The 14,973-nt window shown below is 46.7% G+C and carries 6 protein-coding genes; 2 read left to right on the forward strand and 4 right to left on the reverse strand.

All coding sequences use genetic code 11. The annotated features are described in order from the left end of the window. Nucleotides 1–33 precede the first annotated feature (33 nt). Together D0X99_RS18670 and D0X99_RS18675 are read right to left on the reverse strand one after the other, a co-directional pair. Complete coding sequence (locus tag D0X99_RS18670) at nucleotides 34–2,667, reverse strand: valine--tRNA ligase (protein WP_119479388.1); 2,634 nt, start codon at nucleotides 2,665–2,667, stop codon at nucleotides 34–36. Nucleotides 2,668–2,882: 215 nt separating this feature from the next. Further along, complete coding sequence (locus D0X99_RS18675; RefSeq protein WP_119479389.1) at nucleotides 2,883–4,769, reverse strand: CocE/NonD family hydrolase; 1,887 nt, start codon at nucleotides 4,767–4,769, stop codon at nucleotides 2,883–2,885. Between the two features lie 170 nt (nucleotides 4,770–4,939). On the opposite strand from D0X99_RS18675, the gene fahA reads away from it, so the two are divergent. After that, the gene (fahA, locus tag D0X99_RS18680; RefSeq protein WP_199708157.1) at nucleotides 4,940–6,208 is read left to right on the forward strand and encodes a fumarylacetoacetase; all 1,269 of its coding nucleotides are present in this window, start codon (nucleotides 4,940–4,942) and stop codon (nucleotides 6,206–6,208) included. A gap of 55 nt (nucleotides 6,209–6,263) precedes the next feature. On the opposite strand, the gene D0X99_RS18685 is transcribed toward fahA, so the two are convergent. Further along, nucleotides 6,264–7,061: a glycerophosphodiester phosphodiesterase gene (locus D0X99_RS18685; RefSeq protein WP_119479390.1), complete on the reverse strand. Its 798-nt coding sequence runs from the start codon at nucleotides 7,059–7,061 to the stop codon at nucleotides 6,264–6,266. A gap of 314 nt (nucleotides 7,062–7,375) precedes the next feature. On the opposite strand from D0X99_RS18685, the gene D0X99_RS18690 reads away from it, so the two are divergent. Beyond that, nucleotides 7,376–12,727, forward strand: coding sequence for a CHAT domain-containing protein (locus tag D0X99_RS18690; RefSeq protein ID WP_119479391.1), 5,352 nt, complete (start codon nucleotides 7,376–7,378; stop codon nucleotides 12,725–12,727). A 183-nt stretch (nucleotides 12,728–12,910) separates the two neighbouring features. Here D0X99_RS18690 and D0X99_RS18695 read toward each other — a convergent pair whose 3' ends face one another. Then, nucleotides 12,911–14,434 carry an arylsulfatase gene (locus tag D0X99_RS18695; RefSeq protein ID WP_119479392.1) on the reverse strand — a complete coding sequence of 508 codons (1,524 nt, stop codon included), beginning with the start codon at nucleotides 14,432–14,434 and terminating at the stop codon, nucleotides 12,911–12,913. Nucleotides 14,435–14,973 lie beyond the last annotated feature (539 nt).

Below are 14,973 nucleotides of genomic sequence, written 5' to 3' on the forward strand. Positions count from 1 at the left end.
CCCATTTTTTACTGTATATGCCAAGGACTGCGATCACCCTAGCTTTGCCAGGCTTTCTTCCAAGGCCTTGATCTTGGCTTCGGCATCTGCCTGCTTTTTGCGCTCCATTTCAAGCACTTGGGCAGGAGCTCCTGCCACAAAACGCTCGTTGCTGAGTTTTTTCATTACGGAGGCCAGGAAGCCTTGGGCATATTCAAGCTCCTTCTTAAGGTTGGCTTTTTCCTCTTCGATGTTAATGGAGTCACCCATCGGAATAAAGCACTCATCAGCCTTGACCACAAAACTCATGGCGTTGTCCACTTTGTCTGCAAAGTTCAAAGAAGACAGATTGGCCAACTTGGTCAATACGGACTCGAATCGGGAATAAAGTCCCTGATTCTTGGTGTTGATGGTCAGAGCCAAGGCCTCTTTTGGAGACATTCCTTTGGAAGCCCGGAGATTTCTGATCTGTGAAACCACTTCAAAAACCTGTGCAGCTTCCTCGATGATTTTGGGATCAAAGGCTTTTGCCTCTGGCCAGGAAGCCAAAATCAGGGATTCTTCGACGGATCTTTTGGTGATTTGGTGCCAAAGCTCCTCGGTAATGAAAGGCATAAACGGATGGAGGATCTTCAAAATGCCTTCGAATATCTCAATCGTTTTGTCGTAAGTCGCCTGATCGATCGGGTGCTGATAAGCCGGCTTGATCATCTCCAGGTACCAGGCACAGAAGTCATCCCACACCAGTTTGTAAGTTGACATCAGGGCATCCGAGATTCGGAACTTCTCGAAATGTTCGTTGATCTCCGTCAAGCCTTGGTTGAAGCGGTTTTCAAACCAGGCAATGCTGGCAGCATTGGCAGAGCCATCCAAGGTAGGATCTACTTCCCAACCTTTGACCAGTCGGAAGGCATTCCAGATTTTGTTGGCGAAATTTCGGCCCTGCTCCACCAGCTTGTCATCGTAGGGTAAATCATTTCCGGCAGGAGAGGAGAACAACATGCCTGTTCGCACACCATCCGCACCATATTGTGCAATCAGTTCGAGCGGATCGGGAGAATTGCCGAGGGACTTGGACATCTTTCGGCCCAGTTTGTCCCGCACAATTCCGGTCAAATACACGTTTTTGAAGGGTTTTTCACCCAGATATTCATAGCCCGCAATGATCATTCGGGCAACCCAGAAGAATAGAATCTCCGGAGCGGTCACCAAGTCATTGGTCGGGTAGTAGTACTTCAGTTCCTCGTTTGGCTTTCCGGTAGTGAACACATCCGTATCAAACACCGATATCGGCCACAACCATGAGCTAAACCAAGTATCCAGCACATCCTCATCCTGCTTCAGATCGGCAAGAGTGAAATTGGTGTTGAACTGGGAATTCGCCTGGGCCAAGGCTTCCTCTGCAGTTTTTGCAACCACGTATTCACCGTTGGGTAGGTAGAAGGCCGGAATCCGGTGTCCCCACCACAGCTGACGGGAAATGCACCAGTCGCGCACATTTTCCATCCAAGCCCGGTACATGTTTTTGAATTTAGGCGGATGAAGTTGGATCACGTCATCCATCACTGAACTCAACGCCGGCTTGGTAATGTCTTCCATTTTGAGGAACCACTGCAGGGAAAGCTTGGGCTCGATCACCGCATCGGTACGCTCGGAATGTCCGACGTTGGATTTGTAATCTTCGATTTTCTCTAGTTGCCCGGCCTCATCAAGGAGTTTTCCGATTTTCTTTCGGGCGATGAATCGATCCTCACCGACCAGGATTTGCGCTTTTTCATTCAAAGTGCCGTTGTCATTGAGGATGTCAATGACCTCTAGCTTGTGTTTGACCCCGAGTTCGTAGTCATTGATGTCGTGGGCAGGTGTTACTTTGAGGCAGCCTGTTCCAAACTCCATGTCCACGTAGTCATCCTCGATAATCGGGATGGGGCGGTTGATCAGCGGAATGATCGCTTTTTTGCCTTTGAGGTGGGTAAATCTTGGATCGTTAGGATTGATACAGATGGCCACGTCGGCCATGATCGTCTCCGGACGGGTGGTTGCGATGGTCAGGAATTGATCTTCAGTCCCTTCGATTTTATACTTGATGTAGTAGAGTTTCGAAGCAATTTCCTTCATGATGACCTCGTCATCCGAAAGGGCAGTTTGGCCTTTGGGATCCCAGTTGACCATGCGGATGCCGCGGTAGATTTTGCCTTTTTTATGCAAATCCACGAAAACCGAGATCACCGCATCGCTGAGTCCGGGATCCATGGTGAATGCCGTCCGGTCCCAATCGCAAGAAGCTCCGAGTTTTTTCAGTTGGTCGAGGATGATGCCTCCGTATTTTTCTTTCCACTCCCAGGCATGTTTAAGGAATTCCTCCCGGGTGATGGATTTTTTGTCAATTCCCTGTTCTTTAAGCATGTTGACCACCTTGGTTTCGGTGGCAATGGAAGCGTGGTCAGTTCCTGGAACCCAGCAGGCATTTTTTCCCTGCATTCGGGCACGGCGGATAAGTACGTCCTGGATGGTATTGTTCAGCATGTGGCCCATGTGGAGCACGCCAGTGACGTTTGGCGGAGGAATGACTATGGTGTAAGGTTCCTTGCTGTGGTCAATTTTGGAGGAGAAAAGCTTGTGCTCCATCCAGTAAGCGTACCATTTGGCCTCGGCAGACGCCGGATCGTATTTGCTGGCAATAGACATGCGTGCGTATGTTTTTTCGAAGGGGCAAAAATAGCAGAAAAAAGGGGAAAAGGCCGTGCAGGAAGTGAATTGCACCTAAGAAAACGCAAATCCTGCATCCCACAGAAATCCTGTTTTTGTCAATTTGAAGAACTCAATTCAAGGATTTCATGTCAAACTCAGGATCAAAAAAAAGACCGACATTGCTGCTGGCCTTTTTGATGGGTAAGTTTTTTTTATTTCTTGATCATCGGAAGAACTATCCTGCTTTGCATTTTTCCACCATGGTGGATTGAGTTCGTCGCTACTTTTCCTTCGGTTTCGTCGTAATTGTTTCCTCCTGTATTCATGTTTCGGTCAAAGCGCGGGAAGTTGGAGCTGCTCACTTCGATGCGGATTCGGTGGCCTTTTTCAAAGTAGTTGGATGTGCTCATCGGGGTCATTTTGATTTCGTAGACTTTTCCGTTTTCCATCCAAACTTCTTTATCGTAGCCTTCGCGATACCGAACCCGTTGGATGGTCTCGTCCAGGTTGTAGGCTTTTCCGTCAGGGTACACGTCGATCAGCTTGATGGTGACGTCGGTGTCTTTCACGTCAGAGGAGAGGTAAAGGTAACTTTCTATAAAACCGGACACTTCCACCCCTTCTTCCAACGGTGCAGAGGTGTAGACCAGAATATCATCCCTCAATTCCATTTCGCTTTGGTCGAAGGCTCCACCCTGCACGGCATTACCGGTACAGCAGACGTTACCTCCGTAGGAGTTCACGGGGTTCATCGGATCGTATTTGAAGGTGTCCTGATGGGCTTTTTTTGGCGCTTTGGCTACCAGCTTTCCATCCCCGTTTCGGGTGTTGGCTTTTCCTTCGGAATCCAAAAAGAAAGGCGTCATCACTGCTTCTGCAGGAGGCCATACATCCGAGGTTTGCCACTGATTGCTCCCCATGGTGTAATAGGTCACTTTTGCCATATTGGAGATGGTGCTGTTTTCCTTTCCCTTCAGCCAGAGGTCAAACCATGCCGTGATGATCTCGTCATAGTTCAATCTCGCATCGCCTACACTTCGTTCGCCGATGATGGTGTTTTCACTGGCACGCGTATAGGAGCAATGCAGTACCGGAGCAATGATCAGGTATTGATTTTCACGGGCCATCTGACTGATGGCGTTTTGTCGGGCGTGATTGTACAGCGCAATATTCGGGCTGGAGGACACGTCGTACCATGAGACAAACCACATACTTGGAGTATCAAAAGGCATGTCGTCGTGGTACAATCCGCCCTGATACCACTTGGGATCGTTGGGCTTTCGGGTGATCATTTCCTCATAGATCCCCATCGGTCCGTTCGCATTTTTAATGATGTCCTTTACCGGAAGGTGGGAAAGGCCTTCTTTCCAGTCTACCCGGGGGTATTCCGGAGCCATGTCGTAAAATCGCTGCAGTCTGAGCAGATCTTTTTGGGCAATTCCTTCGGGAAGTTTTGGAGCCATTGGGTCATGCTGAGTGCTGTAGAGCCAAGCGGTAAACAACATCTGTCCGGCTCCACCTCGGTACCAGTTGCCCTGCTCCTGAAATTGACCAATCCGGCCAACTCCCGCACCGTATCCCTGAGGGACCAAAGCTGCCAGTGCCGGATGCTTCAGTGAAGCGGCGGCCATTTGCCATTCCGCTGTGGAGGAGCAGCCTAACAAACCGATTTTACCATTACTCCAAGCCTGCTTGGACATCCACTCAAATGCATCGTAACTGTCAGTCAAGGGCGTTCCTAAGATATCCCAATCTCCTTCGGAAAAGAATCTGCCCCGTTCGTTTTGCACAACATAGGCATAGCCTTTTTTGACCCAGGAAAGCGCCGTTTCCAGCGTTCGGGTATTCATTTCCCCGTTTCCGTAGGTGTTGAAATTGTAGGGAGTCCGGGAAAAGACCACCGGTACTTTTTGATCTCCTTTGGGCCGATAGATGTCCGTGGCTAGTCTTACTCCGTCACGCATTGGCATCATGACTTTTTGGTCCACGATGGCTACTTCCTCCAGCTGAACCAAAACAGGTTTTTCCTCTTGGGAAAAAGCCAAGGGAGAAGCTGACAGAAATAATAAAATGGCAAGAATTCTTAGAATTGATCGCATAGAAAATTGGGTTTGCTATGGGAAGTTAGCTTACAAAATTTAATTCGGTTTTGATTTTTAATAAAAGTTGTTGGTTTGTGAGAAAAGTGGGGTTCAAAGGAGGAGATAGGAGGATATGATTTTTCCTTTCGACGGATAAGGCTAGATTTGCGACTCAATAATTTTTGAACATGAGTGTAAGCCCAATTCCCACCCTGAGTACCTGGGTAGAAGTACCAAAGAATTCCGATTTCACGATTTATAACTTGCCTTTTGGGATTTTCAAAAGTAAAAAACTCAGTCCCAGAATCGGGGTAGCCATCGGGGATAAAATCGTCGATTTGAGTGTTTTGGACCAGGAAGGCTTGTTTTCAAATCTCTTTTTTCCAGAAGGAATTTTCCTTAGAGATTCCCTCAATGAGCTGATAGCTTTGGGAAAAACCCAAACCAAAAAGATCCGCGAGCGGGTGCAGCAATTATTGTTGGCTGAAAACGGCGAACTCCGGGATCATTCTTCGAGAGGAAAAGTCATGGTCAACCGCAAAGAGGCAGAAATGCTTCTTCCGGTGAAAATCGGAGATTATACGGACTTCTACAGCAGCATCGAGCACGCGACCAACGTGGGCAAAATGTTTCGTGATCCGGAAAATGCCCTGCTCCCCAACTGGAGACATTTGCCGGTGGGATATCATGGCAGAGCATCTTCCATTGTAGTTTCAGGAACTCCGATTCATCGTCCAAAGGGACAATCCAAGGATCCGGATATGGTAATGCCGGAGTTTGGACCTAGTAGAAGATTGGACTTTGAACTCGAACTTGCCTTTATCACCGGCAAACAGACCAAGCTGGGAGATTATGTGTCTACAGAGGATGCCGAGGAATATATTTTCGGATTTGTTCTGTTCAACGATTGGTCCGCCAGGGATATTCAAAACTGGGAATACGTGCCGCTTGGACCGTTTTTGGGAAAAAATTTCGGTTCCTCTATTTCTCCATGGGTGGTGACTTTGGAAGCAATGGAGCCATTTCGGGTAGAGGGCCCCAAGCAGGAGCCTGAGGTTTTGCCTTACCTGAAGTGCAGGAAATCCCACAGTTTCGACATCAATCTGGAGGTGTTTATTCAGCCTGAGGGTAAAAAGTCCTCCAAGGTCTGTGCTTCCAATTTCAAATACATGTACTGGAATATTGCCCAGCAGTTGGCGCACCATACGGTCAACGGTTGCAACATCAATGTCGGAGACATGATGGCCTCCGGTACCATTTCCGGGCCAACGGAAGATTCTTTTGGATCTATGCTTGAGCTCAGCTGGAAAGGTACCCGAGCAGTTAAACTGGAAGATGGAGAAGAGCGAAAGTTCATCCAGGATGGCGATACGGTCATCATGAAAGGATTTGCAGAAAAAGACGGCATCCGGGTAGGATTCGGGGAAGTTACCGGACAAATTCTCCCAGCCAAATAACAAAAAGGCCTCAAATTCTGAATTTGAGGCCTTTTTGTTATTGGAGAATTATAGTTCAGTTTCTGGTTTTCAGGATTTCAAGAAGCTTTTCCGGTTCATCGGTAGTGATAAAATCCACTTTCAAATCCAATAGCCACCTCATGTCCTCCTCGTTGTTGACTGTCCATGCGTTGGTGGTCAGTCCAAGTTGCTGGGCTTCCGTGATCCACTCCGGCTTATTTTTCAGAACCCGGATATTGTAGTCAAACCCAAAAAAACCATCCTCTTTGAGCTGAGCTGGAGTTTTATCTCCGTTCAGATAGGCGACATTCACTTTTGGATCAGTGGCGATGGCTTTTTTGCCACCCTCATAGCTGAAGGTGATGTAATCCACCCATCTTTCAGCTTTTAGTTCTTGGACAGTTTTCACGGATAGTTCCCCCACTTTTTCGCTGCGCTCCACGCTTATTCTGGATGGCTTAAACTCCAAAATCAACTTGGTGCCATTTTGCTTCATGCCTTCGGTGAGGTATTCTTTTAGCGTTGGGATTTTTTCTCCATTGGGAAGCTGTTTAGTCAGAAGTCGCTCGTAAGTGGAGGTTTCGATGTCTATTCCCTGGAAATCATGATCATGATTGACCACCAAAATTTCATCTGCCGTCATCCACACGTCAAATTCCGATCCTTCACAGCCTAACCTTACCGCTTCTTTAAGTGATGAAAGGGAGTTTTGGGGTAGACCTTGAGCTTTCCAAGCGCCGCGATGGGCGATGACTTTATTGGAATGAAAGGAATTTTGGGCCATTGAACTAACCATGCTTAAAAGTAGCAGTAATAATCCCGGTGCCAGTTTGTACATGAATTTTCTTGTCATTTCATTGAATTAGGGAAGATAAAACTATCCAATTTGACCGGATTGACAGGCTGCTGGGGTAAAATTTCATCAAAAATTCATCTTGGACTTTTCGTTTCCAAAGGAGCCTGGCCATCGGAAAATGAAACACTCAAAGGTTCGAAAGGAAGCCATTTTTCAATTCTCGCTCACCGCAGATCAAGGTGAATTTCAATTTCATTTTTTTTCATTTTACTGATTGGTTATCTTTTGTTTGGAAACAGTTACTCTTTGGAATTTTTAGGAGCAGCTTTTCACCATTCTGTCGTTCACCTTTTTCTTAAAATTTTCCCGTAATGGCCCACCTTGAGATTAAATTCAGAGGAAGACCCACTTCCCAACTAGACGCCACTGATTCCTTTGATTTTTTCGAAGAAGTCCAAACCTACGAAGTTCTAAGTCCAACCCGTAGCGATGTTCCTGAAGTGGCGCCTATCACGCTTAAAGACGAAGATATCATTCAACTCAGCCTAAGTGATGAGACCGTCTGGATCGGTGACAAAGACACCTTGGAGGAGCTGTTCCCCCAAAAGCTGACCCGGTCTGGAAATCAAAATGAACTCTACCTTCCTGATTCACTTGAACTCGAATCCACCGATCGGAATGCGGTCAAGCGAATAGGTATCAAGCTTTTTTCCATCTTCAAAAAGAAAAAAGACGTCATTCAGATAGGTGTCTCATTTCTGGCCAAGAAAGTTGAAAACAAGCAACTGACAGTCGAGGGGGTTACGGATTTTGTGCAGGAAGGTGCCGGGCTTTTGATGCATTGCACTGAGAATTTCCAGCTCCGCAAAAAGGAAGAAAGAGCAATTGGGAAAAAGGCTCTTCTGTTCCTGCATGGAACCGGAAGCTCCACCTCGGGATCATTTTCGGAGCTTAACAATAAGGAGGGAAGTCAATCCTGGAAAACTGTCTTTCAAAGTTACGGAGAGGGAAATGTCCTGGCTTTTCAGCATCGGACACTCACCTGCAGTCCGCTGGAAAATGTGCTGGAATTGGTAAGGCAGCTCCCTTCAGAGATCGAACTGGATGTGGTAACGCATTCGAGGGGAGGGTTGGTAGGGGATATATTGGCGCGATTTGCCACAGACAACCGCGGTTTTGATCCTGCGGAAATCGGCGTGTTGACTACCGAAAAAAGGACGGATGATCTGGAAGTCATTGACCAGATTCATCAGGAAATGCTGTCCAAAAAAATCATCGTCCGAAACATGGTGCGGGTGGCCTGTCCGGCAAACGGTACCACTTTGGCATCCAAAAGGGTGGATTATTTTCTCAATATTTCATTCAATCTGCTCGCGACGGTCACAGGTCAGGCAGTTAATCCTGCTTTTCAGGCTTTCCGCGAGTTGGTGATGTCGGCAGTGACCTCCAAAAACAACCCCGAGGCGCTACCGGGTTTGGAGGCTATGAACCCTGACTCCCCCTTTATCAAAGCACTCAATTTTCAGGGTACAGAAATCAAAGTCAGCAGTCTTCTTCATGTCGTTGGAGGAAGCAGTGAGTTGAGCATGACGTTCAGAGGCTTGGTAGTTTTGGCCGGAAAGCTCTTTTTCCGTGGTCAAAATGACTTGGTGGTCGATACTGAAAGCATGAAATGGGGCACTCCAAGACAGGAAGGGAAGACCTCGGTGTTCATAGATAAATCGCAAAAAATCAATCATATCGTCTATTTCGGGACCCAGGAAATTCAGGAGAAAATCCTTCTGGGTCTTCAGGAAAAATCCGCAAGCACCCGGGCGGGCTTTTTGCCACTGCATGTTGCAAAGCGTACCGATCAGGATCGGGGTGTCTTTGGGGTAGAAGGCGGAAAAACCTTCCGTGACAAAGTCACAGGAAAGCGACCAATTGTTGTTCTTATGCCGGGGATTATGGGTTCCAATCTTACGGTCAATGAGGATATGATCTGGATCAATTATGCCCGTTTTCTTAACGGACAGCTTACCCGACTCAAGAACGAACCCAAGAACAATACACAGGTCAAAGCGCATTCCCTTGTCAAAACTTCCTATGGGAAATTGGCCGACTTCCTCGACAAGTCATACGATGTGGTGACGTTCCCTTTTGACTGGAGAATGTCCCTGGTAGATAGTGCTGGCATTCTGAAGGAAAAAATCGAATCACTCATGGCTTTTGGCCAGCCGATCAAAATCCTCGCCCACAGCATGGGAGGGGTTCTTTTCCGCGATTTTATCATCAACCACGAGGAGACCTGGAAAAAATTAAATGCAGCACCCGGCTTTAGGGTTTTGTTTTTAGGATCACCGTTGGGAGGATCATTTCGAATTCCTTTTGTGCTCTTTGGACAGGATGATATTATCAAGCTGCTCGCCAAAATTGATATTTCCAACTCACTCCCAGACCTCCTTGGCGTCTTTTCCCAACTTCCGGGCTTATTGAATTTGCTTCCGATCAAGGTTAGGGAAGAAGATCCTGACTTTTCAAAAAGGACCACCTGGGAAGCAATGCGGGAGGCTTTTGGTCAAAAAAATTGGCCGATTCCCAGCGAGGAGCTGTTGGAGCAGTTTGGAAAATACCAGGCACTGGTGGTGGAGAAGTCCAAATCGATTGATTACTCCAATGTTTTCTACATCGCCGGTCAAAGCCGAAAAGACAAAGTGACTATTTCCTCTTTTGAAATTTCGGAAGGCAAACTCCGGTTTTTTGGTACTCAGGAGGGAGATGAAAGTGTCACTTGGGCGACCGGTATTCCTACCCAGATTCATCAACTCAAGCAGCTGTATTACGCCAATGTCACCCACGGCGGATTGTCCAACCAGCTCTCCATTTTTGGTGCGATCGAGGAAATCCTCGACTCAGGAAAAGCCTCCAGCCTAGCCAATCAGTTACCCAAATTGAGAGGTGAACAAGAGCAAAAACTGACTCCAAAAATGGAGGAGATTTTTGACCTCAGCGAAGAAAACGTTGAAAACGTTCTCTTGGGAATTTCAGCCCAATCCGAGGAGGAAGGAGAGCTTCCAATCAAAGTGACTGTTTCCCATGGGGATCTGAAGTTTGCAAAATATCCCGTTTTGGCAGGGCATTTCGAACTCGATGCGATCCTGGGTTCCGAGCGGGTCATCGATGGACAGATGAACGGAGAGCTCACCAAACTGCGGGATTTAGGGCTTTATCCCGGACCGATCGGAAGTAATCAAATCGTCCTTCCGGAGAAAAAACAGGGATTCCAGGGAGCAGTTCTCATTGGATTGGGGGTTCCGGGACAGCTTTCTTCTTTCCAGCTGATGAATTCTGTTGAAAAGGGGATTTCCCGCTATTTGACCATTCTCAATCGCAAAGCTTCCGAATCTCAAGTTGAAAACCCTCAATTAATAGGAATATCGGTCATTGCCATCGCCAATTCCTATGGAGGACTATCCAGTGACTCTTCCATTCGGGCGATTTTGTTGGGTATCCAGCATGCCAACGCCAAAATCAAAGCCACTTACAAAGGCAGACTGAGGACCATTGAGGAAATTGAAATCATCGAATTGTACCAAGATAAGGCGCTCGCCTTAATCAAAACCGTCAACAGTCTCAGGGATGACCGAAGCGGGGAATTCAAGATAAGTCTTAGCGGAAAAGGGCTGAGTTTGAAGCCGGGAAGAAGATTGAGGATTCCCTACGAAAACTCAACCGACTGGTGGACTCGCATCAGCGTCTCCCAGGAGGAAAATCAACAGACTCATCGGCTGGAAATTAAAATGTCTCTTGCAACCTCCGGAGCAAGTCAAAAGGTCGAATTTCTCAAAGTCAACACCAAAAATCTTGACACCCTGCTCAAGGAAATGACGGAGGAAAACCGTGCAAGACCCGAGATTGCCAAGACCATGTTTGAGCTGTTGGTGCCGTATGATTTCAAGGAGGAGCTCAAGCGCCAACCCAACATTTCCTGGGTGGTGGATGAGGTGACGGCATCTTTTCCTTGGGAAATGCTTCAGGAAGACCTAATTGCCAATCCACTTGCCATCAACTCCGGAATGGTCCGTCAAATGGCTACTCCAAGCTATCGGAAATCAAGCACCAAGGTGTCCGGAAACCAAGTGCTGGTAGTCGGAGACCCGATTTTGGAAGGATTTATGCCTCAATTGCCACAAGCGGAAAAAGAGGGAAACATGGTTGCTGATTTTCTCCAAAGCAAGGGTTTTGATGTCAAGAAACAGATAAAAAGCACACCTTCCCGAATCCTGTTGGAGCTGTTTTCCCGTGAATACAAAATCATCCATCTGGCGGCACATGGGGTATTTAATCCCGATTCACAGGAATCCACGGGAGTGGTGATAGGCCGGGATGCATTTCTTACCGTTCAGGAAATCGCCCAGATGAGTACAGTTCCTGAATTGGTCTTTGTCAACTGCTGTTATTTGGGCAAGGTAGAAACTGACTCCCCAGCCAAAAATCAGGAAAAAAATAAGCTGGCGGCAAACATCGGTACGCAACTGATTCGAAACGGTGTAAAGGCGGTGGTGGTAGCCGGATGGGCTGTTGATGACCAAGCGGCATTGGATTTTGCGCAGCGATTTTATCAGGAGATGTTTAGGGGAGTGAAATTTGGAGAGGCTGTGCTGCAAGCCAGAAAGCAAATCCATACTTCCTCAAAAGCTTACACCAATACCTGGGGAGCTTATCAGTGCTATGGGGATCCTTTTTACCAGATTACACAGGCGGACAACGGCTCGGCAACTACCTGGGATTACTTGGTAAAAGAGGAAGCAGAACTGGAGTTGGAAAATCTGATACAGCAGCTGGTATCAAAAGTAATCGAGCGTACTCCAGCGCTACAAATCCTGGAAGGTTTGGAATCTGCCCTGAAGAAAAAAGACATCTGGAGCGAAAAAATCACCGAGCACTTTGCTGAGGTCTATTCCAGAATCGGGGATTATGATAAAGCCATTACTTACTTCCAACAGCTTTTTGGATCAGAGCAAGCAGTCTTTTCACTCAGATCCATGGAGAAATGGTGCAATATCTCCTGCAAGCATGCCGTAGAGGTGTTTTTCAAAAGCAGTCAGGATCAGGAAAGTCTGAAAATCGCTCTGGCAGAAATCGATCAGGCCTTAACCAAACTGAAAAGCCTTCTGAATTTCGGAGTGACTTCAGAGCGTCAGAGTCTGCTTGGAAGTGCCTACAAACGCCGATTGATGGTCTTACCGAGAACTAATACAGCCGAAATTGAAATAACTTTGAAAAGTGCCACGGAAGCCTACCGCCAGGCTTCTGAGATCATGGGGAACTTGGACTATTATTCACTGATCAATTGGATTTCACTCCTCAAGCTGGAGAGCTATATTTCCAAGAGCGGGCGATTAGGGGATTCCAAGGAGAGGCTTTTGGGACTTTTGGAGGAATGTGAAAAAAATGAAAAGCAGAAAAGTTCCGGAGAGGGAGATCCATGGCAGTTTTTTGGCCTGGCCAATCTTGCTTTCGCCCGATTTATTTTGGAGGATGGCAAAGGGGATGTCGGAGAGATTTTGGAAGACTTTCTGACGGTATTCAGACAGGTAGGCGCAAAAGGCCATATGAAAACACAGTTTGAGCATTTGGATATTTTGCTCAAGGTTTTGGAGATTTCTTCAAAACCTTCTGCCAAAAAACTCAAGGAAAAAATCAGCAAGCTTAGGCTGGGTTTTGAACAATTTGAAAAATAGGATTTTGTCCTACTGCGAATCAAAGGGAAGGGTTTACTCTTCCCTTTTTTGTTTTTTATCTGAAGAAGGTCCGGACATTTTGAAAAGCAAATACCCGATTCCAAACAGAAAATGGGCGGCCAGGATCACTAAAACGACAATTAGGGTGGTGTTGCTTCCCATCGGATACTTCGGAGGTCTGGTTCAGGGTTTACTTACTTTTACTTTCCAAGCCTCAAAAAGGCCTGCCAATTCCTTGATCATTTCGGGCTGGGTTGAAGCTAAATTTTGGGTTTCAAATGGGTCTTCATTTAGGTTATACAATTCCCAATCTGCATCCTTCCCATGTGTCACCAGTTTCCAGTCTCCCTTGCGAACTGCCCGTCCAACTGACCATTCCCAAAAGAGGGGTTTTTCCCGAACAGATTTTTGGCCTCGAATCGCCGGCAGTAGACTTTGGCCTTCTGTCGGAAGAACCCGGTTTCCCTTAAATTCGGTTGGGTATTCTGCACCTGCTAATTCTGCAAGTGTCGGGAGAATATCGATCAGATGTGAAGGGAAGGGATTGACTTCATTCTGATGTGCCAAGCCTTTGGGCCAGGAGATGATCAGAGGAGTTTTGATTCCTCCCTCAAACGAATAGTTTTTATAAAGCCGAAGTGGGGTGTTTCCCACGTTGGCCCAATCCTGTCCCAGGGAAGTCCATTGTCCGACAGTCCCGATTTTTCCGTCTCCGGGGAGATTCACCATTTCCGCTGAAGCCCCATTATCAGAAAGAAAAATTAAAACCGTATTTTCCAATTTGCCCAATTCCCGAAGTTTTTGGATGATTTCTCCGATTTTTTGATCCATTCGATCGATCATTGCCGCATATACTTCCATCTTTTGCGCTTCAATTTTCTTGAGAGAATCAGAAAGAGAAGCCCAGGGGACATGGGTTGCTTCACTCAGCGGTTGGTTTTCATCGATAATTCTCAGCTCTTTTTGCTTTTCAAAACGTTTTTGCCGGATAACCTCATAGCCCTCATCATATTTGCCCTTGTATTTTTCGATGTCTTTGGGCCAGGCCATCAAGGGATCATGGGGAGCAGTGTAAGCCAAATAAAGGAAAAAAGGATTCTCCTCGTTCTTGTATTCTTCCAGCCACTGGAGGGCATACTTGGTGAAATAATCCGTGGAGTAATAGCCTTGGGGGGCGGAGAAAGGCTGATAAAGTGTGCGATCTTCGTAAAAGGGACGGTCTGGTCTTTTTTGAGCGGGTTTTGCCTCACCTTGACGCTGAGGTCCTGGATTGAAATGATTGGAAGCTCCTTCCATCAGTCCAAAATATCGGTCAAAACCCCTGTCCATGGGATGATCGCCGCCGTGATGTTTACCAGCCCAAAGCGTTCGATAACCTGCGGATTGGAGGAGTTCCCCAAAAGTAATCCCGTTCTTGAGGGGCTGAAGATAGGTGGCTTCATACCCGACTTGCTGGGCATACAATCCCGTGAGTAAAGCTGCTCTTGAGGGATTGCATTTGGCAGTATTGTACATCTGGGTAAAGCGAATCCCATTTTCTGCCAACCAGTCCAGGTTGGGTGTCTCTACCTCACTACCATAGCAGCCAATGTCTGACCAGCCCAAGTCATCGGCGAGGATGAGGATAATATTGGGTTTTTCTGCTGGTTTTTCTTTTAGGGCAGAAAAGAAAAACCAAAGCAGCGCGGTAAAAACGGAATAAGCCATGGCCTAAAGGGTAGGGAGGTTTGACTTTTAAGTTAAACAAATGCCCCGGTTTTTCGGCAAGGGTCACTATTCCCTGCAAGTAAATCGCTATTAAAGCAGTCTCTTCATTTTATTTGAAGAAAGCTGAAGACGGGATAGCGGATTCTCAAAACATGAAAGGACTGAAAAGCATATCCAGCAGCGGTAAATTTTTGGCCACAAACAAAAAGGCACTTTACAACGGAAATGGAAATTTGTGATTTGTATTGTTTTGCGGTATTCGTGTCCGACTGTTAAGGTTTTTCACTTTAGCCAATGAATTAGCCTTTGTTCAGGTGGGATTAGGAATTATTTCATTGTCCGATATCTCAATCTTCCGGGATCAAAGTGCCTGTGTCGGCCTCTGTTTTTGGCGAAAAGGAATCGTTTAGGATACTTATCATTAAAATTCTATCTTTTCAAATGCCTAAAAATTGAACAATTGAATCTCTTTGAAGCCCAGTGAAAAGCCTTAAAATTTCGTCTAAATTATTTCTTACACACACTGCTATTGGCCTGGT

Source organism: Algoriphagus lacus, from assembly GCF_003583985.1.
Lineage (GTDB): Bacteria > Bacteroidota > Bacteroidia > Cytophagales > Cyclobacteriaceae > Algoriphagus > Algoriphagus lacus.